Origin of the sequence: Stieleria varia (assembly GCF_038443385.1) — a bacterium.
GTDB classification, from domain to species: Bacteria; Planctomycetota; Planctomycetia; order Pirellulales; family Pirellulaceae; genus Stieleria; species Stieleria varia.
Window position 1 is genome coordinate 9,304,898 of the sequence record NZ_CP151726.1, and the last position, 23,812, is coordinate 9,328,709.

Below are 23,812 nucleotides of genomic sequence, written 5' to 3' on the forward strand. Positions count from 1 at the left end.
AACTGGCTTGCTGAATCCGGTGGATCGACCCTGCTTGGTGGGACGCACTCAGATCAATTCTTGAGATCATGCGCGGCGGAGTGACTGAGGACCTGACCATTCTTCGTGAGAATTGCCTGGAGTGGTTCGATGGGGACATCTCGGGGTGGTACGTCTTCCTCGATCGCGAGATGAGCGGCGGTTCCGGCTGCTTGACCGAGCGCCATCCAAGTTGGTTCCATTCGGATACTGGAAAAGGCGACGTGAGTGGTGCTGGCCGCAACGGGAACAATGATACCGTTGATCTTTTGGGGGATCATCACGCGGTAAGGAATCTCATAGGGCCGTGTGATGTGATCCAGCATGCCAAGATAACCCTCCAAAACAATCGTATCGCCCGGCTGGCGCTTTCGACAGGGAAAACTGTCGATCGGAAACTCGCCGATGGCGATGGTGTCTTGATGATGCGTGATCGCTTCGCCTTTCCCCGTGATGTGATGTTCGGTCAGCGTGAACTCTCCCACGAGTCGTCGTCCTTCACGAACATAGAGCTGGAAAGGAAAATGCTCTTTGTCGTCGGTAAACTCATCCTTGGGAAAATGCAATTCGTTGGCGAGTTTTCGATGTTCCTCGGGAACCTCTGGATCGGTTTGGAGAAACCAGATGAGTCCGAGTGTCAAGTTACGGATTCGATCGCGTATCCTCTGCCGCGTGACTTCGTCGCCCTCGATGTATCCACGATTCTCTTCGGTGAATGGAAAGCCCAGCGGTCGGGGGTTCATGTTGACGTCAGTTTTATTGTTCGGGATGTCGGTCACCGAAAGTACGCGGACCAGGGTATCAAAATGCTTTGGGTTGTAACCTCGTCCCGGTTTGATGATCTTGGGCCCAGAGAGACGACCGGCTTTTAGGTCGTCGAAATAGCCGAGATAATTTGACCGGTCGTAATCGATAGGCGGCGCGCTGAGTTTGTGACTGTTCTGCGGATCCTTGGTCAGACAGAGCCGATAAGTGAACGCGGGCAAGTCTTCACTGGCCTCGCCGGTTGTGCCCGGGAGAAACTTTTTCTCCTGGTAATCGAAATAGACAACTCCTGCGTGCGCTTCATTGAATTCGTCCATCGCCTCACGCCCGAGTCGGTACTCGGCTCCGGCTGCGGCATAGAGATCACCTTCATAAGTGGCGTCAATGAAGACTTTCCCGCGAATCTTAAGAGCCGAACCGTCGTCTTTTTGCACGGCCGTGATCGACCTCAGCGTTTCATCTGAGGTGTGGGCTTCGCCAAGTCTCCAGCCTTTGAGCACCGTGATACGATTGCCCTCCGCAGCCAACATCGATTCGAAAACGGCTTCCGAAACAGACGGCTCGGCGTAGTAGCCGTCGCGGCACTGCGTGATGTTTTCGTGTTGGGGGCCGTAGGTATCGAGATAGTGTCTGAGCTGAGCCTGCACGAACTCACGAAAGATCCCTCCAATCATGGCCCGGTTCTCCACGTCGCTCTTGCCCAGTCCACTGGTCGTCATGCCGCCGATGTGAAGGTTCGGTTCCACAACGATCACCTGCCTCCCCAACCGGGCGGCGGCAATGGCCGAAGCGAGTCCGCCGGGTGTTCCCCCATAGACAACGACGTCCGCATCGCTCGTTGCCCCTGCGATGACGTTCGCATTTACCAGAGCGTCGCAGGTCGGCGCAATGCGGACGTTTTCAAAGCCGGCGGTCTTCCCGGTGTCACAGTGCAAGACCACGCGAGCCAGATTCGCGTTACTGCTGCCGTTCACATTGGACAACGTCCACGATTTTGGTTCGGCAGGGAGTTCTCCGGGCGAACCGATCTGCACGTTCAATTCGTCCGGTGTTTTGCGATGGCTGTGCACACGAATCAACAGCGAATGACGAGTTCCAGGAATCAGCTTTGGACCGGTCACCGATTCTCTAAAGAGACTCGCCGCGAGTTGTCCCTGTTCATCGATTGACAGCACAACTCGCTTCTCTCCGTTGGTCGTGGCCAGGCTAAGTGTGGCACGTTTACCATGTTCGGGAACGATCAGATCGGCTGCGACATAAAGTGTTTTTCCTTCCTCGCCGAGATCGATCCAATCCGTTGTTTTTGACCGGCTCGCTCCGATCGGAGGCAACGCCATTTCAGACTTCACTGATGACGGCATCGTAATGGCATCGAGCTGGGACAGTTTGATCCGAAGGATTTCGACCGACTGTTTGCCACCGGCGAACGCGACGAGCAAATGACCGTCGTGCTCAATCGCATGCGGGTAGTCGACATGCCGTCCGCCCACGAGCCAAGCCAGTTGCTTGAAAACCAGACCGTCATCGCTGATGGCGATGGTCAGCGGATTTCGGGCACGCGGGTTACTGTTGGAGATCAGGACATACCGACCATCGGATAGTCGCAGGCCAAACAGCTTTGATGTGGCATCGGGAAAGTTAGTCCGAATCGGCCGAGTCCAGGTGCGTCCTTGATCTTCGGAAATTGATCGGTAGAGAAACTTGCTGCCCTGATTGTCGCGAAACAGAGCAACGAGCCGATCGTCAGGCAGCGACCACCAAAGAGGTTCCTCCGCGCTCAATGCATCGCTGGTGCCAAGCACCGGAAAGGATTCCCAATCGTCAATCGATTTGACACCGCCGACGAGAAACTCGACGCCCGACTTTTTGTAATCGTACTTTCGGCGAGACATCATCCAGTCACCAGAATCAATCTTCTTGGGCGGAAAATTGTTGATCGCATTGTCCGCGACGATTCCAGCGTCGTCCCAACCACTACCTGTCCAACGAAAGGCATGCAACCGAAGACCGGGACCGAAAAAACCGGCGGCTTCGTCCAGTGAACAGAGTGCCAACAGCTCTCCATCTCGTTGCCAAAATCCTCGTGAAATCCAACGCATCCCTTTGTCAGTCCGCGTGCCATAGTGGACAGAGTCGGGATCAGAATTCGGCGGGACCGGTGTCAGGTAACGAGGCTCCGACCACGTGACACTGTCAACACTGGTGGAGTACTTGACCCGCTGACCCACACGATCTTCGATCCCTGGGCCGTCACTCCACATCGCAAAGTAGCGATCACGGTGAAACGCAAGATAGTTGTGCTGGTTAACGCCTTTGTTTGCCCTGACGTCACTGATGACGATGTGCTGGGACGGCACCAGTGGCAGTTTGTCGTAGTCGATCTGGTGCGGATCCTCCGGCAACCAACCACCCCTGAGCATCTCGGCGTTTTCTGATGTTTGTGGCATCGGATCAGCCGCGCTCAAATGGAACTGCCAAATCAGTAGAGAAACAAGCAACGAAAGAGCGTATTTGATAGCGGTCACTTTGATTCCGAGGTCATCACCGGGCGGGTCGTGAGGAATAGAGGATCGTGCCGACAGTTAGCAGCGGCTTCCCCAAAGTTCATTGTACTTGCTTTGTCGGCTGCCACTCCAACCGGTGAAATCGAGGAATATCTCCGTTCCAACTCGCGAGTTTTTACCTCGATCTACCTGTTCGGCTTGGCGACACGAGCTCCCGGTGCGGGTTTCGATGTCGTGGTCTTGGGATAGGGCATCTTTGCGTCGACTTCCTCACGCCAGTTGTGCAACATCTTCGTCAGCTTGCCAGCGATCTCTGGCTGTGATGCGGCCAGGTTGTTTCGTTCACCAATGTCGTCCTCCAAGTCAAAGAGCTGAATCGTTCCGTTCTCGTAATATTCGAGTAGCTTGTACTTTCCGAAACGGATCGCACCGCCGGGGCTTTGATAGCCGTGGTTGCTGTAGTGGGGAAAGTGCCAGTATATCGGTCCTCGGTCATAGTCCTTCGCGTTCAATGCCGCGACGAAGCATTTGCCGTCCACGTGCTGTTGGGGCAACGCTGGCAGATCCAGCATCTCCAGCAGTGTCGGATAGTAATCGGTACCCGTGACGATTGCGTGCGAAGTGGAGTTCGGTTGAGTCTTTCCCGGCCAATGAACAATCAGAGGGACTCGAACACCGCCTTCGTAATTCCATCCTTTGCCGCCGCGTAGAGGCAGGTTGGAGCTTGCAAAACGCGAATCAAGCATTTCACGAGCATGATTGATTCCCACATATTGGTTGGATGCGGACATGCCGCCGTTGTCGGAGGTGAAGATAATGATGGTGTTCTCGTCCAGGTTCAGCTCTTGTAGCTTGGAACGGATTCGACCAAGGCTCTCGTCAGTCGCCTCCACCATGGCGGCGAACTCAACATTGTCTTGCTGTTGCTTGACCCACCAAACACGCTCACGCTGATGCGTCGTGCTGGTGTCGTCAGTCTCCAATGCTCGAAGTTTGCCAGTTGTGATCGCGGGCCCGTCGGGGTTGGGCTCCAGGATGTAACCTGGGCCTGCTGGTTGCTGCATCTTCGCAAGCTTCGACTTGTATTTCTGCACCAAGTCCTTGCGGCCTTGAATCGGATCATGGACAGAGAAATGTTCCAAATGGACGTAGAAAGGTCGGTCCCTGTTTCGCTGAATGAAATCGATGGCGGCATCAGTCAGTTTGTCGGTAAAGTAGTCTCCTTGCTTTGCCGGTAGCGATTTGTCGTAGACGGGAGAGAACGGATGATAGTACGAACGCACCCATCCTGTGATCGCTTCATCGAACCCGTACGTCGTCGGATCTTTGTTCAGATGAGCCTTGCCATAGTTGGCGGTGACGTATCCGTGTTTTTTCAGCGTTTCTGCCAAGGTCTGCTCTTTATCTGGCAGGGCGGTAATCTTTTCGCCGTGGTGCAGCCTTTCAAACGCACGTTCAGGACGTCCGGCCAACCATTCGGTCAAGTTGGTACGCGCCGGATACTTTCCCGTGAGAATACTGGCGCGGCTGGGTGAACAGACATGACAAGTCGAGTAGGCGCTGTCAAAAAGCATACCTTCCCTCGCCAACTGATCGATCGCCGGAGTCTCGTAGAACGGACTTCCATAGCAACCCAAATCTCGTTGTCCGAGGTCATCGACGAGAAAAAAGATGACGTTGGGCGGCCGTGTCTCGGCTGCAACGGTGTGGGAGAAAAGACAGACGACTGCAAAAGCAATCAACGTTCTTGTGAGGTTTCTCATCAACGCTCCAGGCTGTGGTGTTGAACGATTGGTGCAGGGCATGCTCAGACTTCATCAAGCATCGATTCTGCGTCGCCGAACGTCGGCGGATGCACGTTCATTTTGTCCATCATTGACAGGTACAGACGACACAACTGTCGTTCGGGTTTGTCCTTGTAGTCCAACACGCGGCCTCCCTGCAGTCGTCCTCCGCCGCCTCCGAGCAGGATCACGGGAAGCTGATCGTTGTCGTGCTTTGCGCCAGCCATCATGCTCGAACAGTGCATCAGCATCGTATTGTCAAGCAAAGTCCGGGATCCTTCTTGGATCGAGTCCATGCGTCGAGCGATGTAAGCGACTTGCTCCATGAAAAACTGATTGACTTTCAGCCAGTCCTCGCCATCGCTGTGCGACAACAGGTGATGGATCATGTAGTCGATCCCATTCTTCGGTTGCTCGACACTTGATAGATTTGGGAATCTCAAGGCGCTGTGATCGTTGTTGAGTTTCAACGTCGTGATCCGCGTGGTGTCTGTCTGGAATCCGAGCACCAGGATGTCGCTCATCAGTCGCATGTGCTCTGCGATATCTTGCGGAATTCCGTCGGCGGGACGTTCCATGTTCGGCTGTTCGAGCGTCGGACGCCATCCTTGCACTTCACCTCGTTTTCCTGCGTTCTCAATACGTGTCTCCACCTCACGTACTGAATCAAGATACTCGTCCAATTTACGCTGGTCGCTGGTGCTGATGCGACGTCGGAGGTCTTGAGCGTCCTCGAGCACCGCATCCAATACACTCTTATCTCCCGGTGCGACTTCATCCTTGAACAAGCGATCAAACGCCAGTGCAGGATAGAGTTCCAGTGGCGTTGGGGTCGTGGGCGAACTCCATGAGATGTGCGAGCTGTATAGCATCGAATAGTTCTTATGAACCGACGGATTGGAATGTTCGCAGCCCAGCACGAGACTGGGCACCTTCGTCGTTCGTCCGTAGGTTTGTGCCAGGAGTTGATCAAAACTTGTTCCCGAGCGAATCTCGCCTCCCGAGGCGATCGGCGCACCGGAAAGGATGTTGCCGGTCTGTGAACTGTGGATGTTCCCTTTCCTCGCTTCCTCGTGGTAAAGCCCTCGCACAAAGAGCAGCCTGTCGCGAAACTCGCTCAGCGGTGAAAGCACTTTGCCGAGTTCCATGTCACGCCCCACGCCCTTTGCCCACCACTCTTTGGAATGGAATCCGTTGCCGGAGAACAACACCGCCAGTCGCACCGGTGCATCACTCGCCGATTGGTTGGTTGCCGGCTCGTCACCCCAAACATTGAATGATTCGAGCCAAGGCAGCGCCATGCTGACTCCAACCCCACGCAGAAAGAAGCGGCGTGTGAAATGATTTTGGCTCATGTTGTGGTCCGTTGAAATGTGATTTTTTGAACGACATGCCGCGACTTCAATAGCCGCAGGCGACTGGGCACTCCGTGCCGTATTCATTGACGGCTACCGCTGAACGCTAGACTCGGGTGGGTTGCTGGAAACAAACTCTCGACCGCGAATTTGCCGGAACTGGGGACTCAGGATAATCTTTTCGATCGCGGTGCTGACACGAAACTCATTGGACTGCAGTTCGGTGATCATGTCGTCGAGCAAGGGCTTGTCTGATAGTTGTACGCCGCGTCCCAATGCAAATCCGAGCAGCTTGCGACAGAACTGACGTAGGAAATCATCTCGACGTTGCTCGATGAGATACGAGCGTAGTCCCTCCAAACCGTTGATTTCGCTGCCTCCAGGCAATTTCGCCAGCGTGTCGATCGGCAGCCCCGCCGCGTCCTCGCTACGAGCTCGACCGATGGCGTCAAAGCCCTCCAATGCAAAACCGAAATGGTCAATCCGTTGGTGACATCGAGCACAGCCGGGATCGCTGCTGTGCCGCTCTATCAATTGCCGTTCGGTCAAACCCGCGGGGGCTTCGTCGGGCAGAACGGGGACGTCCTTTGGGGGCCGCGGAAGCTTTTCACCCAACACGACTTCGCTGATCCAGTTGCCTCTTAAGATCGGACTGGTGCGAGAGGCACCACTCTGTTTCGACAACGTGGCGGCGAACCCCAACATGCCACCGCGACCAAGTGCCCCCAGTCCGTCGACTCGTTGCCAGTCGTCGCTCTGCAACTCAATGTCGTAGTGCCGGGCGAGAGCAGCATTCATGAAGCTATGGTCGGCATCGAGTAACGACAGAACGGAACGATCCGCCTGAAACAGGTCCGTCAGGAAGCGCACGGCCTCTTCTTGCATCTCATCACGCAGGTCCACAAAGGTCGGAAAGTGCCGTTCGCTCTTCTCATTCAAGGTTTCCAGATCGCGAATGTGCAACCATTGACAACCGAACTCGGTCGCAAGCCGTCGAACTTTGTCGTCACGCAACATACGTCTTGCTTGATCGATCAAAATTTTGTCGTCACGCAGCTTGCCCGCAGCGGCCATCGCGCGGAGCTCGTCATCGGGCGTCGAAGACCACAGAAAATAGCTCAACCGCGTCGCCAATGCCCAATCGTCCACGGGTTTTGACGTGGAACCTTGCGGCACAGACTCGCTGCGATACAGAAACTCCGGCGACGTCAGCACACGTGTCAGCAAGAGGCGAACGGCTTGTTCGTGGGCAACGCCTTTGGTTCGTAGCGATTGATACAAATCGTGCAGGGATTGTTGCTCCGATTCGGTTAGCGGACGACGCCATGCCCGATCAGCAAACCGTACCGCGGCAGCGACCTGCACGGGCTCCTTATCGATCAGCAGCTTTCGAAATTCATCGGCTCCTCGCTCGATCGGCTCGCGCAATGGCTCCAGTCGCTTGTCCCCCTGTGGTGCGTTGGGACCGTCCTGCGTCGAGTACTCCCAGATTTGTTGAAATGCGTCCACCAACGTAAGTGCATCTTGACTGACGAAATGCAGCTCTGCCCACAAGCGATCCAGGATGGCACGCTGTTCGTCATTGAGCATCAACCGCGATAACGGTTCGTCCTCACGATGAAACAACGTCAACGTGACCACTTCGTCCACGGGCACAATGGTTGTGTAGCAAACGGCGGCGGGGAATAGTCGGCGGAAATCATTCAGTGCGGACTCGATTCGCTGTCGTGCAACACTGCCTTCGTTGACCAAGATCGCTGAGTCCGGCAATAGCCCGTCGATTGGTAAATCGCTAATGTCCGCATCGCCATCAGGTACCTTATTTGGTTCAGCCGTTGCCTGCCGCACTTGCAACTGCACACTGCCAGCTTCTCCACTGCTCGGGTGCAGACGCCCCTGCACGACAAACTCGGCACCATCAACTAACGACGCAGGAAGCCGAACTTGCAACACCGTCGGTGCCTGCACACACAGACTGTTCGGCAGAACATCATCGCTACCGTTGGGATGTTTGCCGAACAAAGTGGGTTCAATGCCGTACAAAAAATCCGGGTCACTGTCGTTGGTTACCGTTGGAGCCTGCAGTGATGATGCGAGCAGCGGTCCGGTGAAGGAGAGCAGTTGTGCGTGAGTGGTTCGGTCGGGCGAGTCGGCGGGAATCGACGCAACGTCGCGTTGCAACAATTGCTGCAGTTGTTGTGCGATTTGCGAGCGTTGTTCGGCATTGAGTGACCGACGCCACCGAGCCAATAGCGATTGTGCAGGCAAAGGAGACGTCACGGCGGGTGATTCTGGTTCGCCGAAAAAGTACCAGACTTCGCGGTTACCAAATTGATCGGCGTGCGGATTGCCTGCGAGAATGTCGGGAACGATGTCCGCAGCCAAATCCCACTTTTTCTCGCCATTTTGAATCGTCAATTCGATTGCAGTCAGGTCACAAACATGGCTTCCTTGCCCAGGACCGATCACCAACGCGATCATATCGCCGACCCGAACCGGAATGCGTTCCAGTCGCCCCACATCGATGACTTCGCTACCGCTTGTGACGCCAGCGGCCAACGTTTCGCGGGTGTTTCCTCGACGCACCTCGATTGCCCAAGTGACTCCGTTGCCACAAGCGGTGTGGGCGTCTTGAACGCTGCCGGTGATCGTGACCTTACCCGATTCCGGACACCGCCAGCCGATGATTGACGAAAGTGTGGGTGATGGATGCGTAGCGACGCTGTGCGGTTTCATCGTTCCCGGAATCTGCACCGTCGCGTCGGAGGAATTCGCCAGCACACTGTAGGCTTCAGCACCGCTCCAGCCTTTGATGAACTCGTAATTCGCCACACGATTGGTTTTGTCACTCAGCAAATTGTCAAATTTCAAAACACGCGTTGCATTCTCGCCCAGGTTGATGCCCAGATGCGTCAGCCAGCCGGCGAGCAAGTCGGGGTCGACAGCATGCTTGGTCGCCAACGTTGCAAGGTCGATGGGCTCGCTGGAAAACTGCGCCTCATGTGCAGCGGCAAGGCATTGCGTTGTGGTCTTCGCAATTGCGTCTCGTCGTTGAAAGAGAAAATGGAGCCTGCCTCGCAAATCTTTCAAAAGCAGATCGGGCCTTCCATCGGCAACAATGCGTCCGTTTTCCCACAACGCAAAATCCTGATCGTTGCCATCACCAGCGTTGCTGGCGGAGAGATACAGCAAAACGTCGCGACCGTCGTCTGGGGACTCAAGCTTCACGCGGAATTCTTGCTCTGAAACCAGTGGAGACACCGGTTCCATCCATGCCTTCGGTCCACCCACTTTGCCAAGATGACCGACATTGGTAAACCGCCACAACGCGTCCTGCCAAGGCTGTATATCGGCAATGGTGAGTTCTCCATTTCGCCACTTCGATCTCAGAGAGTCCAGCAGCAGCGAAGGAGTCTGATCCTGGAGCATCGTCCACAGCAGCCCCAAATACTTTGCGTTCACGCTATGGTTGTGAGCGACCGCCGCGATGGTGATTTCTCCCTCGACCAGCGCGGTGCGATTCTGGTCAAGGGCTGCGAGATACTGCTCCAGTGGAATGCGTCCGCCATCATTGCTGACGACTCCGGTCCCGTTGACGGAAACTTTTTGGTCCGCTTCGATGGTGAATTGACGATAGAAATCTCGAATGCGGGTTAACGATTCGCTGGTCCAGTCTCGCCGCGAGGTGGATGGGGAAAATCGAATTCCAGTGGGCAACAGGACCGCATGATCGGCAACGTCCTTCGCGGCATCGAGATACTTTGTCAGTAACGACGGGGACATGACCAGAGCCGCTCCGGAATTGGTGAATCCTTCCCCCGCCGCACCATCGGTTGGAAACTCTTTCGCGGGATCCAGTGATTCAATCTCGGTCAAATCACGCAGCGTGTAGGCATATTCCACATTGGAGAGTCTTCGCAGCACGACGTCGCCCGGATCTCCCGCGCTGGCCAATGCCCATCGATCCAGCATGCCTTGTATCGATGCGGAAAGTCGCGTCTTGACCTCAGCGGGCAACTGCCTCTCCTCCTTGGGCGGCATTTCACCGTTGTCGAGCTGCTCCAGAACATGTTGCCAAACTTGAGGAGACCGAGCGGCAGCATCCGCACTGGCAAATTGCTCCAAATCCAGCTCCCCCTCCGTTTGCTTCGTCGAATGACAACCAATGCAGTACTGGCCCAGAACCGGCCGAATCTCTCGCTCGAATTCGTCTGCGCAGATCGCTGACGTGGCCACACACAGCAGAGAAATCAACAGCAACAGGTGAGGCTTACAAATCATTCCAGGGGGCTTTCAAATCTGGTTGCCAATTTGTTGATCGGGAGAGTAGCCACGAAGTGACGGACAGAAAATGAAGGGCAAGGATTGTTCAACAGATGACTTTCAAGCGACGAACGATTCTTTCATTCTGAATGGTCCTGGGACCGGTCGCTTCCGCAAATGGCTCGACGGGTGAGTGCTAGGGATCTCCAATGATAGCCCAACTCGTCCGCTGGGACGTGGCTCTGACGACGCTGGTTGTAAATCGGGTGGGTGGCAGTCACGCCGGTCGTTGTCGCGTTCTGATTGTCGAACGTTCAACGGAAGGCACCGATCGTCCAGCCCGGTGTCAAAGCGACGCTGCCCCACGCTTGAGAAACGATCGGCAAGTGGGACCAATAGGACATATCGGTCCTATAAGTCCTATTGGTCCCATCCAGTCCCATAAGTCCCATCCAGGGCGACACCCTTCGCGGATTCAATTGGACGATGGGATCACGCGAACAAGTTGTCTGGAACGAGTCCCATCATCTATCGAGGCACGGAAAAAAGGTTTTCCGCCGGCATGATCTCGGCCAGATTACCGTCAGCCAAAACGGTTCCTGCCCCTTACCATCACGCGACCCTTTCCGTCGCGACCCAAGAATGGACTACAATTTCGCTATGTTCGTAGCTCGCAACAGAGTTTTCACCTGTTCACAATTTGCTCGGGTACGTCCACGATGAATCACGTTGAGTGCAAAGTAGCCCTCTCGATGTTTTTCCTCGTGCTGTGCTCGACCTGTTTTGCCCAGAGTGAAACCCAAAGGGTCAACATCTCCGGTGTCATATCGGACGCCTCTGGAAAGCCGATTGACAACGCCCTGGTGCTTGCAACGGCAAATGTCTACGCCCCCAGAACGGCGATGGCAATTGAGGATATGCCTAGGACTCGGTCAGATAGTTCCGGTCGATACACCATGGTCATGAATCTGCCTGAGGGCGTTGCGTCCATTAGCGTCTTTGCGACCTCTGAAGCAAAAGTGATCGCATCGAGGGTCGAACGAAGTCATGCGCAGACGAACTATACGTTTGATGTCACGATGCGAGACTCGGTCGCACCTGCTAGATTTCATGTCGTCAACAAGGACGGTGACCCGATCCCCAATGCTGTGCTTTCCTCTATTTCTGGTGGCGAGTTGATGTCGCCGTTGTCTTCGGATGTCTTTGATGCACTAGGTGTTGACCGGCCGGAATCGGACTCCCAAGGAAACCTATTGCTTGAGGACCTTGCACTTGGCTCAACATACAGGGTGGAATTCACTCACCCGGATTTCGCGAGATGCGTTCAACGTTCGCAGCTTGTTTCGAACGAGTTAGCAGACATCGTTTTGGACCGGGGAGATCAAGTGAACTTCCTGGTCGAATGCATAGCGGATCCGTTGTCCGTTCCTCAGACGACAATTGCGGCAACTGTCCAGACAGAGTCTGGTACTTACGTCGAGATCGTTAAGCCAGACTCCGACGGACGAGCGTCCATGCGGTTACCCGACCGTCACGGAAACATTTCCGTTTCGCATCCAAAATACCTTCCGGCTGAACGATACGTCTACCACAAAGGCGCCGGCCAATCCCTAAAGTTCACACTCCACGAGAAGGGCAAGGTTCGCGGGAAGGTTCTTCGTGAAGACACAAGGGCTGGTCAGTCAGGCCTCTACGTTCAATTCGCATTCGATAACAATGTGATCGCTCAAGCATCAATCGATTTGGAAGGGAACTATGAAGCGGAGGTTCCAGCGATCCCCGTCAGTGTAGGACTCAATTCGCGACGTTTGAATAACTCGCGACATTTGGTTGAAGTGAAGGCTAACGAAACGACCTTCGTTCCAGATCTGATCGCACCAGCACCGCGTGAGTTCATTGGTACCGTCAGAATGCCGAATGGCGATCCTGCTCCAGGCGTGATTGTCATTTATGGACTAGGCCGAAACGCTGTGGTGACAGACGGACAGGGCCAATTCCGAGTCACGGACGATAGGGAGATCTCACGCGGCATATACGCGATGGCATTCCATCCACAGAAACGACTGTCGGTTTCGTTTCACGCTGGCCCCGACGCGAACGCGATCGATTCGACGCTGTCGCCCGATGGAAGTATCATCGGTTTGGTGGTGGACGAGAACGGAAAACCGTTGCCGGACATCCCGGTGAATCTAAAGGGTCGGTTCAGGGGCGAACGTGGCTTGTCGATGATTACGACCCTTCAAACAACCAGGTCTCGAATGGATGGCACCTATCGATTTGTAGGACTTGGCGAAGGCATTGATTATCAAGCAGAAGTCCACGGTGCATTTCGATCTGATTACTCCAGTAGCATCAAACGCCAAAGTCGCGAAACTGTGATCGGTGCCAAGCGGGATCGACGGCCGATCGTGATGACACCAACGTTGTTACAGGAAGTCATGGAAAAAGAAAAAGGCAAGCCAGAGGCGCCGCGGAGGCTGGCGGACATCGAGTTTGGTGAATGGATTCAATCAGGTCCGCTCGACCACGCTGACATGGAGGGCAAATCTGTGCTTCTTTACTTCGGATGGCCGATGCAACCGCAAGATGTACTCCAAATGATCGACGGGCATTATGGGGATAAAGGCCTGTTGGTAATCGCTGTTTTGGAGCCTCCGGTAAATGAACAGGAACGTCAGGCACGAATCAAAGCACTGGCCGAGAAAAGTGATGCGTTCTCGTACGCGATCGTCACGGGTGGAGGGAATTTCAGCAACGCGTACGCGGGCCATATTGATCACAAAATGCTGCTATATGGTTCAGACGGTCAATTTGTCGAAGAGATTCATTATCGTGACGCGTTGCATAAGGTTCGCAATCATATGCTGTACGCGCAGCCGTGAATGCAGGGCCGTGAAAGCAGGGCCGTGGCACTCAGCGAGATCGTCGGCGGAACTAGCTACCAGTGCATCACGGTGCCGCCGTCGACGTTGATGGTTTGGCCAGTGACTTGACTGGCTCGGTCCGATGATAGGAACACGATCATCGAGGCGACGTCCTCGCTGGATTGCCATCGCCCCAACGGCACGGTGGCTTGGATCTTCTTGGACGCCCAATCATCGTAACTGAGTCTTTCGCTTTCAGGAGCGTTATTGTACCAAGCTTGCCAAACCGAACGGTTCAGCGGCGTTTGCACCATGCCGGGGCAAACGGTGTTCACACGAATCCCGTGCCGCGAAAGATCCCGAGCCATGCACTGGGCGAAGTTGATGTTCGCCGCCTTGCTGGCGCTGTAGGGTGGGTCCGTCGGCGAGCCGATCTGGCCTGCAACAGAAGCAAGAAAAACGAAAGTGCCCTGTGAGTTTTGAATCAGATGTGGGGTGCAGACGTGGGCGATGTTCACCATGCCCAAAATATTCACCTCGATGGTTCGCACCCAATCACTCGGCTGCAGGTTGATGAAGGGAAAACCAAACTTGCCCGAGCCGACCGCGGCGCAGTGCACCACGTGCTGAATGGTTCGGCCGGAGGACGTGAACTCAGCAAACTGATCACGAACAGCCTCCAGGTTCACGAGATCCATGACGCCCGAGTCGATCGGGATGTCGAACTCGCTCGCCAGTGAGCGAGCAATCGAGGGCATCTGGTCAGATGCGTCCCAGAGCAGCAGCGAACAGCCTTCGGCGGCAAACGCTCGCGCACTCGCCAAGCCGATGCCACTGGCCGCGCCCGTGATCAAGATCCTCTGACCCTGCAATCCTAGATCCATTGATCCGTGTCCTTGTTAGCGATGTGGCCAATGTTGAGCGATTTTGTCCCGCAAGAAATCAGCACTTCGTCGCAATTGATCGATCCCATCGACGCCATCTTCGATGCTGATCCAACTGTCGAATCCTTTGTTTTTCAGTTCGCTAAAGATGGCGTCGTAGTCGTTCAAGCCTTTCCCGATTTCGCCATGACTGAGCCGTTTTGCGTAGCCCACTGATCCGCCCTCTTCGGCTCGTAGGTCTTCAATCGTTCCCGAGAGCAAATAGCGATCGCTGGCGTGCATCGTGACCACTCGGTGTGATACCCGTTTGAGCAGCTCGATCGGATCATCGCCAGCAAGAAAGGCATTGCTTGGGTCGTAGTTGACTCCAAAGTTGGGATGGTCGATGGCGGCAACGAGATCGCAGAACACGTCCATTGCCTGAGCAAACTCTGGATATTCCCAGAAGTCGTCTTTGTAGTGGTTCTCCAGAATCAGCGTGATGTTTCGTTCTTGTGCGTATGGCAAACACTCATAGATGCTGTCCGCCGCCAACTTCACACCTTCGTCCATCGTGAGTTCTGGGCGGCGTTGTCCGCTGAGTACTCGACAATAGCCGCCGCCCAACGCATGCGTCATGTCGATCCAGCCTTTCTGCTTTTCGATCTCTCGCTCGCGAAAAGCGCGGTCGGGGTGCGTGAAGTCCGGCGAACAACACAACATCGGGATCGTCATGCCAAGGTCCGCGACCTGCTCCCGAAAGAGTGGCCAATTTTCCTTGTTTTGCATCTCAAGGAATCCGGCATAGAACTCCAGTCCGTCGACATCCAGGGTCGTCGCAAGTTCAAACCACTGCGCAAGTTTCATCGAGCCGTCTTTCACGAGAGCTTGCATGTAGGCTTTGGGAAATGCGGCGAGTTGGGGCATGAGAGTTTATCTGAAGTGGGAGGATGTTTTTTGAAACGCGAAATGTTAGCCCGAATGATTCGGTTGACGCAATGATATCTCCGCAACCTGTTTGAGTGAGCCTGTTTGCTTGGGAAACTCTGACGAATGGTACGATCGAGAGCGGCAGTGAATAGGGAATTCTGGCGAATCCCATTACCGAGCTAAAATCGACAGGGCAAATCCTGCAAAGCCTTGAGGAGGTATTCGTTGGGAAGGTGCTCTTGTTCGACCCGAGTGTCGCAACGACAGACAAACTCGTAGCAGCATCGTTCGTCTTCGGTGAGATGACTGAGTTCTCTTTGGTCGGACGCGTTCCCTTTCGTTGCCAAATCCGCAAACTGATCATACGTCGATTGATCCATCAACAAGCTTTGCAGGTGGGGAAGTGATTGCCGCAAACGGTCCAGAATGACAAAACCATCCGCATCGAGGTCACCCCAATAATAGACCTGATTGTGCCGAAGCCAGCCGATGTCGGACAACTGAGTGACTCCATTGCCAAGGCCTCCCAACGCGATGGTACGGTGAAGCGTTGGCAGTGCCAGCAGGTTGACTTTGTTCTCCACGATCAAGATCCGGGCATCGGCGACGGACAGTCGTGCGAGTGATTCGGCGGGGATCGACAGTTCATCAAAGGGCAATCCGAGTTCGGACTGAAAGTCTCGATCCAGAACTCGCAACAGGAAATGTGGCCTAGCGTACCTCAAGCCGTATCGCGGTTCGAATGCGTCGTATCCATAGCGATGATCGATCGTGTGTGGCGGCAACACCAGGTCCAACCATGTGGCCAGTCGTCGACGATTTGATTCGAGCAGCTTGGTCGACACCGCAATCGGCAACTCGCGAGCAAAGCAGTCGGGACGCGGATGGGCAACGAAGAAATCAACGATGTCCAGCAAACCCTCCAGATCGTTGGCGACCGACAACAGATGTTTCCAGTTTGATTGTCGCGTCAGCCAAGACGAAAGCTCGGGGCGACGGGTGCGAAGCGTGCTCGCCGCGATCTGCAACTTAGAGAACTCTGCCGACGTGCCGGTAAAATGAACCAAATCCTCCATCGTTTCAATCCAGATCGCGGTGGGAAACTGGTTCAATCCGTGCGTTCGGCTGCGGCGGGATTCGTACGCAACGGTGTATCCATGTCCTAGGGATTGTTTGGCTGACTTCCGTAACCGCTCGACCTCGGCGATCGCGTCAGCATGGTTCTTCGGTAGGGACAGATTGGCTGAGATCCGATGGGGGAAAAATGATTCCAGTTCACCCGCGAGCCAAGCCTTCACGGCTTTGGGGTAAACCCGGCTGGCTTTTTCGGCAATCGCCTCCGGTGTGATCATCCGCCCAGGTTTTCCTCTGCTTGGACGTCACGGTATTGCTGGGCGGTCAAGCTGATCAGTTCACTGCGGTTGGTGTCGGGGTCTTTGATGATGTGTCCGTACATTCCGACATAGCTTTCGGTGACCTTGGCTTTGGCGTCCAGCGGAGCGACGATGGCCAGTTGCAATCCAAAGCGAGCGAACAGATTCAGAGCATATTTGGCTCTGGTGTCGTCGCTTCGCGAAAACATTTCATCGACCATGACAAAATGAAAGCGATCGCCGCTGGGGTCGTCTGGACGCAAGTCGTACTGGTAGGCGATCGCGGCAACCAGCACCAGGAACGCGAGTTTTCCTTTCTCGCCGCCGGATTGTCCGGTCCCGCCATCGTAGTAGCTGCCCGGATCGCCGGTGGCGGCATCGTATTCGCGAGCGGCAAACTTGAACCAATTGCGAACGTCAATGACCTTTTCACGCCAACGCAAATTGGCGTCGTCTCTCAAACGCCCGACCAGCTTTTCGATTCGAGCAAATGTGGCTTCATTTGCATTATCTGTCCCATCCAGCGTGCCCTCCAGGCAACCGGCCAAGTCGCGACGAAAATCACGAATCTCAGCATCACTGGTGTCGCTGGGTTCCAGACGCATGTAGGTTCCCGGACGCCAGTCCAGTCTCCTCAATGCTTCGTTCAGAATCTCAATCTTGCTGCGGATCTCCTCGCGTTCATCTTCCAGAGATCCGTGCAGCAACCCGATTTCCTGCAACACTTTTTCCTTGAGGCGTTGTCGAAATCGCCGTTCGTGACGCGGCAGATCGTCCTGTGTGATGCGTTCATTGAGCGACTCAAAACTCGTCAATGATTGCGGCGTCGGATCCAGTTCGGATTCGAAGACGGGGAACTTGGTCAACAATCGCCCCATCGACTTGGTCAAGTTGTCACGAATCGGCTGGACGTCTTTTTCCAATTGGCCGACCCGCAGCGAGAGCTCATGCGAAATCAGAGTGGGTAGCCGCCCCATGTTTTCGACGGTCAAAGTTCGATCGCCCATCTGCGAAGCAATGCCATCGAAATACTGCTGAACGGTCTCCAGTGACCCGTCGCTCTGTGCAGAGGCCAGTGTCGCATCCACGCTATCGAGCGTGCTCTTTCCATCGTCGAGCTGTTTTTGCGTCCGCGATCGCTCGTCAAAGTAGGCGTCTCGATCGGTATCTAAGCCCTCGATCTCCGCGTTGATCTTTGCCAGTTTCGACTTCAATTCCTTGACGCGATCATTGGATGCCTCCAGTTTCGCCTTTTCCAATCGCAACTGCGACGCTTCGAATTCATGGCGATGGTCGTCGATCGCGTCAAAGTCCGTCGTATTGGATAGTTCATCCAGTACCGTCAGTAGGGAAGTGGCTCGATCACTTGCTTGGCGAAGCGACACGATCTCTGATTGGCACGTCGCGACGACCGCTTGCTGATCTCGGATCGATTGCTCCAAGGCTTCGCGTTTGGCACGATTGTCCCAACCGAGGACAAAGCTGCGTCGATCGTTTTCCTGATTGCGGTCGTCCTTGGCATGTTGACGATGATTTTGCTTGACATGCCGATGAAGCGTCATCGCGCGCCGGGACGCCATTTGAAAATCGCTCACCGTCTCGCATGCCAAGTGGTCAAATCGATGCCGAATTTCGCCGCGAAGATAAGCAGCCAATGGGTGATCGTCGCGGTAGCTGAGCATATCGGGCAACGACAATTCTGCTGAAACGGCAGACGTCGAACGGGCCGTCGATTCTGACGTCGGTGCGACACGATCATAAGTCAGTCGTGCTCCACGACCGCGTGAATCCGTCAGTCGTTTTGCGTCGACGTAACCTGATACCTTGGCATACAGATCGTCGGGTACCAACAGGGTACGAGCATACGAATGCAAGACTTGTTCGATCGAAGCTTCCCAGCGGGAATGTTCAGGATCGACGGCGATCAATTCGGCGGCGAACGGCAGATCGGAGGGCGACAGTTTAAAGGCTTGGCACAAAGCGCGACGCACTTCGATGAAGGCATCTGGCAGGTTTCCCTTGCGACGACGGAGTGATTCCAGTTCGGCGTTGTCCTCGTCAAGCCGTTCTCTCAGTCGGCCAAGTTCGTATTCTTTCTTTCCCAATCGCTCAACGGCTTCCGTTCGCTTACGTCGAAGCTCTTCTCGAGTCTCTGAAATCCTTGCGTGAGCCTTTTCCAGTTGCTGAGAGCTGCTGATGGAAATCGCTATGCCGGCTTGCTTCAGCTTCGCTTCAAAAAGCAGTCGTTTGTCTCGCTTTGACTCGGCTTGACGCTCCTCCGCAGCGATCAAATCGGGCAATCGCTGCAGTCTGGCACCGCCACTGTGGGCGATCTCGTGCTCAAGCCTGGCCGCATCGCTTCGCTTGGTCTTCAAAGAAGCGTCAAGCACGGTGATTTCTTGGTCCAGATGATCGATTCGCAACTGCCACTGTTGGCATAGCGGACGCAACAGATCGGCAATGGCTTGATCAAAGTACAGTGAGACGGAGTCATGTTGGTCACGTGCCTCCTGCAGTTGCTCGTTTGCCTTTCGATAGCGTTTCCCCCATTTCATGACGGGGACCAGTAGTTCAGACTGTTGTCGCACCTGCATGAGCGCGCGATGGGCTTCGCTCAGTTCGGCAAAGTGCTGCAGCAAGCTGGAGACCTTGTCATTCCATGGCTTCTTCTCCAACATGTGGTCGCGGATGAATTGGTCCAAGCGTTGAACATCTTTGACGGCAACCGTTTGATTAAAGATATCCATCGCCTTGGGTCGAAACTTGACCTGACGCTGAAACCAATTGTGGTATTGCTTGTAGCTCTCTGTGACCTGGAATCCTCGCTCCGCCATTGCGGACTTGATGTCGCCACCTGATTTGAGCCCGCCCAGGTCCTCTGCAATGCTGCGAGCACGCGTGTCGAACCCATAAAAGATTTTTCGGTCACCCGATGCCGTCAAATACATGACTTGGCACAGCGTGAATTGTTTCCCCGAGTTTGCGCTGGAAAACGTCGCGAGCAGCGCTGTGTAAAATCCGCTGCCCTCTCGCAGGTACTGAATCTGGGGTTTCTCATCACGACCGGCTGTTCGATCATACGCGCCGCGAATGTAGGTCCGCTCGTCACGCTCTTTCTTGGTTGCTCCGGCCGCGACGTTATAGTTGCGAATACCGGGGCGAACCAACAACGTCAACATCGCGTCGACCAGCGTCGACTTGCCCGCCCCGTTTTCTCCGACCAACAGCGAGGTCGTGCCACGAGGATGGAAACAATGAACCTTGCCGTCAAAGGTCCCCCAGTTGAATACCTCAAAGGTGGATAAGCGAAACCCCGGCTGGCGTTGAGCGTCTTCGTCGGGTTTTTGCTCCCCCGCAAAAAGTGGCATCGTTTGGGATCGAGAGACCGACTCACTCATCTGATGTCTCCCACGAGTCTGTTGCCGTGACCGCTGAATCGCCTGTCAAACGTCGCTGTAGTTCCAACTCAAGGTCCGAGCGAAGACGCTCCAGATCAGCCAGCGGCAGTCTGGCTTTCAGGATGCGACGCACCTCCCAACTTGCTGGCTCTTTTTCGAACTGACGAACAAATTTCAGCTCCTCCAGTTTTCGCAATTGACCGCTCAAGTTCCGATTTGCGCGGATCGCGTCGGATTCGCCGGGCACGAGAGACTGCCAAAGTTCTAGCAGCGATGATTGTTCGACCACACAGCGGTCGTCACGATGGATTTCTTCTTCGAATCGACGCAATTCGTCTCTCAAAAGCACGCATAACAGCGACGCCTCGAAAGTCAATCGAACGCTACGAAACAGTTTTGGGATCGATGGGTAATCGGGCGGCAATACTTCCGGCTCGATTTGACGTAAGTAAGCCATTCCGTCTTCTTCGTTGACGATCAGCATCAACCCGATCCTTGCAAAGTAGTCGCCCAGAGGTGTAGCGCCCGAGAGGATTTGCTCCCAGGTGTCGCCGGCGTCGTCATGATACACGATGCCCTGCAGCAATCGAACGGCGGCCGGTGCCCAAGGAACTGGCGGTGGCAGAGAATCGGGCGAGAGGGATTTGTCTTGCGCGTCGTCCATCATCGTGGCCTCCGGGTGCGGACTGGTACGCTCGCTTCTTCGCGGGTGCGATGAAACGTCACGATGGGCACACGAACACGCAGCAAAGCTGGCCCTCCTGTTGACGCGTTCAATGTGTGGACTTCGATCTCCTCCACTGCATCGCGATCGATTCGGTGGCCGTCCTCGTGTGCGATCTGAATCCATCCCACCAGTTCGATGACTCCGACCCTCAATGGACGCAGCTTGATGAGATCAGGCAACCCAATGGATGGACTCTCAGCAGTCGCTTTGGCAATCGTGTCCCGCATCCGATCCCATTCCAGACGTTGCAAACTCGCCAGTTTCCGTGCTTCACGCTGGATGATTGCCAAGTCAATGGTCTGTGTTTCCGGGGTCAAATCGAATGTTTGCGGCGGTGTCCAAAATGGTCGAGTCAAGGGAGACGCGACACCGATCACCGTTTCGACTTCGATACCGATATCGTTTGGTAGTGGTTGTTTGTCGGCGTCGATCTGATTCTTTAGCCGCAAGGCCAGGGTGCGAATGTCTCGCAAGACTTCTGCCGTTCGTTTTCGATGCCCCGCCGATTGGTCGTCCAGCAAACGACGCAGCGTTTGCGAGAGTCGACCTGTTTGACGCAGCACATTGTCGGCTTCGGCCAACAGTGAAGGCACCATCGCACGCACATGCTCGATCGCCGCACGCTCGCTGGAGATCGCGTCGATCCGGGTGACTTCCGCGATCGTTTCTCGTAGTTTGGATTGTGCGTGTGGAGCGAACAAGAAATTGACAAACGCGTTGAAACTGACTCCTTCGTCCTGTTGTTTGATCAAGTCTTCCGCATCGAGAGCGGATGCCAAGATTTCTCCCCGCCGACGATCGTCGGCCATCGCGTCTCGTTGCACTTGCCGACCAATTGTCTCAAACCGATCTTCGACAGCGCGAAAATCCCCCTGTAGTGTTTTCAGCAGATCCACCGCGGTGTGAAAGCGTTCGCGAATCTGAGCCGGATGATAGGTCTCCACTTTGCCTCCACCGCGGACCGATTCGATCTCTGCGTCGATCCGCTCGCGCTGAGACAGCAAGTCCTGCAAGCGTCGATCCGGGTCCGACGAAGCTCCACGGACCAAATCGGCCAGAGTATCGATCACCAACCGCAATCGACTTTCTGTACCGACCAAGCGGCTATCGCGAGACAGTGCGTTGTCGACAAAACGAATCGCATCTTCGCTGTATCGGGTCAGTTGATAGTGTGCCCCAGATGAATCCGCTGGCAGAAAACGACGTAGCCAGCCCGCATCCGACCACTCACGGAGGTAGCGGTCGGGGGAACCCAACAAAACCGGCCGCTCTTCCTCATGCAGTTCTTCCTGGTAATTTCGCAGACGATGGACCAGATCATCGTGTGAAAAGGAGAGGGCGGATTCCTCGTTGTTTGCCTTAAAAGATTGACGCAGGAAGAAGATCACATAAGCGGCGAGATCCGATTTCAGAAGTCGAATCGTTGGCGAAGAATCCAAAAACGTCGAGATGGCATCGAGAGTCATGCCGCTCATTGTAGAAACAACAGGGACACGTTTGGTCACACCACGATGATTTTCGACTTCAGGTCTTGGTGATCCAATCCACGGCGGATACTCGCTGTGAATGAGCGTTTTTGGGACGATATTCGATCCGTCAGTTTGCTTCAGCTCTCTGGAGCTTCAAGAGTGTCGACGCTGCGTCACGAAGCACATTGATTCGGCCCATCTCTGTCTCTGGAATCGTCTCGATGATGGTCTCTGCCGGTAGCCCGCGTGCATCGATGACACGCCCGGATCTCGCGTTCAGTCGCCACTGTCCGTCAAACAAACTAATGTCATCGCGATAACCACCGACCACCCAGGGTCGAGTCGTTGGCTGGCCACCCAGCAAGCGCCCCGCGAAGGAGACACCGTCACAGGGAACGCCTGTGGGAATCTCAACGCCCGTGAGTTCGCAAAGGGTGGGAAACCAATCGACGATGTCGATCAAGTCGTCGACGACGACGCCCGAAGCGATCTTGCCAGGCTGTCGCACAATCATCGGAATGTGCGTGCCGGCATCATTGAAATCCGTCTTGCCGCCTTTGACCGTTCCATCGTTCGTGGTTCGCGGCGTTTTCAAATCCGTGCCGTTATCACCCATGAAGATGACCACGGTGTTTTCGGCAATACCCAACCGGTCGACTTCGTCGAGAATTCGACCGCACAACTGATCCATGTACTGGATCATTCCGCCCAACGACGCCTGCTTGCCACTGGCACGATCATCGGGAGTATCGATGATCGGCCAGTGCGGCAATAGCATGTTGTGGTGAATGTAGAACGGCTGCTTGGATTGCACAGCGGTTCGCATCTGCTCGATTACGTATTCCGCCAACACGTCAGGTCCAAAACGTTTTGCGATATCGTCACGAACACGCCCGTCGTGATTGAAGCACGGATTCCAGTATCGCGTGGTTTTGGCTCCTTGCCGCCAGATCTGCCATACGCACCACGAGTCGAATCCGGCATCGCGGCAATGCTCTGGGTGAAACTCCAGCGTAGCAAGCTGCCATTTGCCCGTGACCGATGTTAGGTAGCCGGCCTTGCGGAGTAATTGAGGATACGTGGTGCAGCGATTGCGGAAATCAACGGCTTTCTTGGTTCCAAGGTGAACAGGCAAGACGTTGTAGTAGCCGTGTCGTGAAACATAGGTCCCAGTATACAGACTCATGCGTGAGGGTGTGCAAACAGGACTGGTGTAGGCTCGGTTGAAACGCATGCCCTGGGAGGCGAGGCGATCAAGATTCGGTGTACGAAAATCCTGGCCGCCGTAGCAACCGAGCGTCTCGTATCCAAGGTCGTCCGCAAATAGCAACAAAACATTTGGCCGTGTGTCGTCGGCCAGTTGAGGGGTTGCCAGTTGAGGGTCGGCCAGTTGAGCATGCGTCTCGCTTTGAGGGACAATGGCAAAAACCAACAAGAAAACGATGAGGCTTGACGCCGGATAACGCATGCGGGTCCTTGTCGGTCGTTTGGAGGTGGGT

12 protein-coding genes are annotated in these 23,812 nt (G+C 55.0%); 1 reads left to right on the top strand and 11 read right to left on the bottom strand.

Going from position 1 to position 23,812, the window contains the following annotated elements:
* Nucleotides 1-53: 53 nt before the first annotated feature.
* The 4 genes from Pla52nx_RS31460 to Pla52nx_RS31475 form a co-directional block, all read right to left on the bottom strand.
* Nucleotides 54-3,230 carry an FAD-dependent oxidoreductase gene (locus Pla52nx_RS31460; RefSeq protein ID WP_197454431.1) on the bottom strand — a complete coding sequence of 1,059 codons (3,177 nt, stop codon included), beginning with the start codon at nucleotides 3,228-3,230 and terminating at the stop codon, nucleotides 54-56.
* Nucleotides 3,231-3,472: 242 nt separating this feature from the next.
* Nucleotides 3,473-5,050, bottom strand: coding sequence for a sulfatase (locus tag Pla52nx_RS31465; RefSeq protein ID WP_146519294.1), 1,578 nt, complete (start codon nucleotides 5,048-5,050; stop codon nucleotides 3,473-3,475).
* A gap of 44 nt (nucleotides 5,051-5,094) precedes the next feature.
* A complete protein-coding gene (locus Pla52nx_RS31470; RefSeq protein WP_146519293.1) occupies nucleotides 5,095-6,426 on the bottom strand; it encodes a DUF1552 domain-containing protein in 1,332 nt (443 codons plus the stop codon).
* Between the two features lie 93 nt (nucleotides 6,427-6,519).
* Complete coding sequence (locus Pla52nx_RS31475) at nucleotides 6,520-10,707, bottom strand: DUF1592 domain-containing protein (protein WP_146519292.1); 4,188 nt, start codon at nucleotides 10,705-10,707, stop codon at nucleotides 6,520-6,522.
* Between the two features lie 734 nt (nucleotides 10,708-11,441).
* Between Pla52nx_RS31475 and Pla52nx_RS31480 the strand changes: the two genes are divergently transcribed.
* Entirely contained in the window at nucleotides 11,442-13,571 is a 2,130-nt protein-coding gene (locus Pla52nx_RS31480; protein WP_342190300.1) for a carboxypeptidase-like regulatory domain-containing protein, read from the top strand.
* A 56-nt stretch (nucleotides 13,572-13,627) separates the two neighbouring features.
* On the opposite strand, the gene Pla52nx_RS31485 is transcribed toward Pla52nx_RS31480, so the two are convergent.
* From Pla52nx_RS31485 to Pla52nx_RS31515, 7 genes are all read right to left on the bottom strand, one after another.
* Nucleotides 13,628-14,437: an SDR family NAD(P)-dependent oxidoreductase gene (locus Pla52nx_RS31485; RefSeq protein WP_146519290.1), complete on the bottom strand. Its 810-nt coding sequence runs from the start codon at nucleotides 14,435-14,437 to the stop codon at nucleotides 13,628-13,630.
* A 15-nt stretch (nucleotides 14,438-14,452) separates the two neighbouring features.
* On the bottom strand, nucleotides 14,453-15,343 hold the full coding sequence (locus tag Pla52nx_RS31490) for a sugar phosphate isomerase/epimerase family protein (protein ID WP_146519289.1): 891 nt from the start codon (nucleotides 15,341-15,343) through the stop codon (nucleotides 14,453-14,455).
* 182 nt (nucleotides 15,344-15,525) lie between these two features.
* Nucleotides 15,526-16,698: a Wadjet anti-phage system protein JetD domain-containing protein gene (locus Pla52nx_RS31495; protein WP_146519288.1), complete on the bottom strand. Its 1,173-nt coding sequence runs from the start codon at nucleotides 16,696-16,698 to the stop codon at nucleotides 15,526-15,528.
* Nucleotides 16,695-20,117, bottom strand: coding sequence for an ATP-binding protein (locus Pla52nx_RS31500; protein ID WP_146519287.1), 3,423 nt, complete (start codon nucleotides 20,115-20,117; stop codon nucleotides 16,695-16,697). Before Pla52nx_RS31500 ends, Pla52nx_RS31495 begins: the two co-directional genes overlap by 4 nt.
* Nucleotides 20,110-20,784 (bottom strand): DUF4194 domain-containing protein, encoded by a 675-nt coding sequence (locus Pla52nx_RS31505; RefSeq protein WP_146519286.1) that lies wholly within the window; start codon nucleotides 20,782-20,784, stop codon nucleotides 20,110-20,112. Before Pla52nx_RS31505 ends, Pla52nx_RS31500 begins: the two co-directional genes overlap by 8 nt.
* A complete protein-coding gene (locus Pla52nx_RS31510) occupies nucleotides 20,781-22,310 on the bottom strand; it encodes a DUF3375 domain-containing protein (protein ID WP_197454429.1) in 1,530 nt (509 codons plus the stop codon). Before Pla52nx_RS31510 ends, Pla52nx_RS31505 begins: the two co-directional genes overlap by 4 nt.
* Before the next feature lie 130 nt (nucleotides 22,311-22,440).
* The gene (locus tag Pla52nx_RS31515; protein WP_146519284.1) at nucleotides 22,441-23,781 is read right to left on the bottom strand and encodes a sulfatase-like hydrolase/transferase; all 1,341 of its coding nucleotides are present in this window, start codon (nucleotides 23,779-23,781) and stop codon (nucleotides 22,441-22,443) included.
* Between the last annotated feature and the right edge of the window lie 31 nt (nucleotides 23,782-23,812).

What these genes read in the sequence shown, in the direction of transcription:
- Pla52nx_RS31460 (WP_197454431.1), bottom strand. Translation starts at nt 3,230, where the DNA reads ATGCCACAAACATCAGAAAACGCCGAGATGCTCAGGGGTGGTTGGTTG.
- Pla52nx_RS31465 (WP_146519294.1), bottom strand. Translation starts at nt 5,050, where the DNA reads ATGAGAAACCTCACAAGAACGTTGATTGCTTTTGCAGTCGTCTGTCTT.
- Pla52nx_RS31470 (WP_146519293.1), bottom strand. Translation starts at nt 6,426, where the DNA reads ATGAGCCAAAATCATTTCACACGCCGCTTCTTTCTGCGTGGGGTTGGA.
- Pla52nx_RS31475 (WP_146519292.1), bottom strand. Translation starts at nt 10,707, where the DNA reads ATGATTTGTAAGCCTCACCTGTTGCTGTTGATTTCTCTGCTGTGTGTG.
- Pla52nx_RS31480 (WP_342190300.1), top strand. Translation starts at nt 11,442, where the DNA reads ATGTTTTTCCTCGTGCTGTGCTCGACCTGTTTTGCCCAGAGTGAAACC.
- Pla52nx_RS31485 (WP_146519290.1), bottom strand. Translation starts at nt 14,437, where the DNA reads ATGGATCTAGGATTGCAGGGTCAGAGGATCTTGATCACGGGCGCGGCC.
- Pla52nx_RS31490 (WP_146519289.1), bottom strand. Translation starts at nt 15,343, where the DNA reads ATGCCCCAACTCGCCGCATTTCCCAAAGCCTACATGCAAGCTCTCGTG.
- Pla52nx_RS31495 (WP_146519288.1), bottom strand. Translation starts at nt 16,698, where the DNA reads ATGATCACACCGGAGGCGATTGCCGAAAAAGCCAGCCGGGTTTACCCC.
- Pla52nx_RS31500 (WP_146519287.1), bottom strand. Translation starts at nt 20,117, where the DNA reads ATGAGTGAGTCGGTCTCTCGATCCCAAACGATGCCACTTTTTGCGGGG.
- Pla52nx_RS31505 (WP_146519286.1), bottom strand. Translation starts at nt 20,784, where the DNA reads ATGATGGACGACGCGCAAGACAAATCCCTCTCGCCCGATTCTCTGCCA.
- Pla52nx_RS31510 (WP_197454429.1), bottom strand. Translation starts at nt 22,310, where the DNA reads ATGACTCTCGATGCCATCTCGACGTTTTTGGATTCTTCGCCAACGATT.
- Pla52nx_RS31515 (WP_146519284.1), bottom strand. Translation starts at nt 23,781, where the DNA reads ATGCGTTATCCGGCGTCAAGCCTCATCGTTTTCTTGTTGGTTTTTGCC.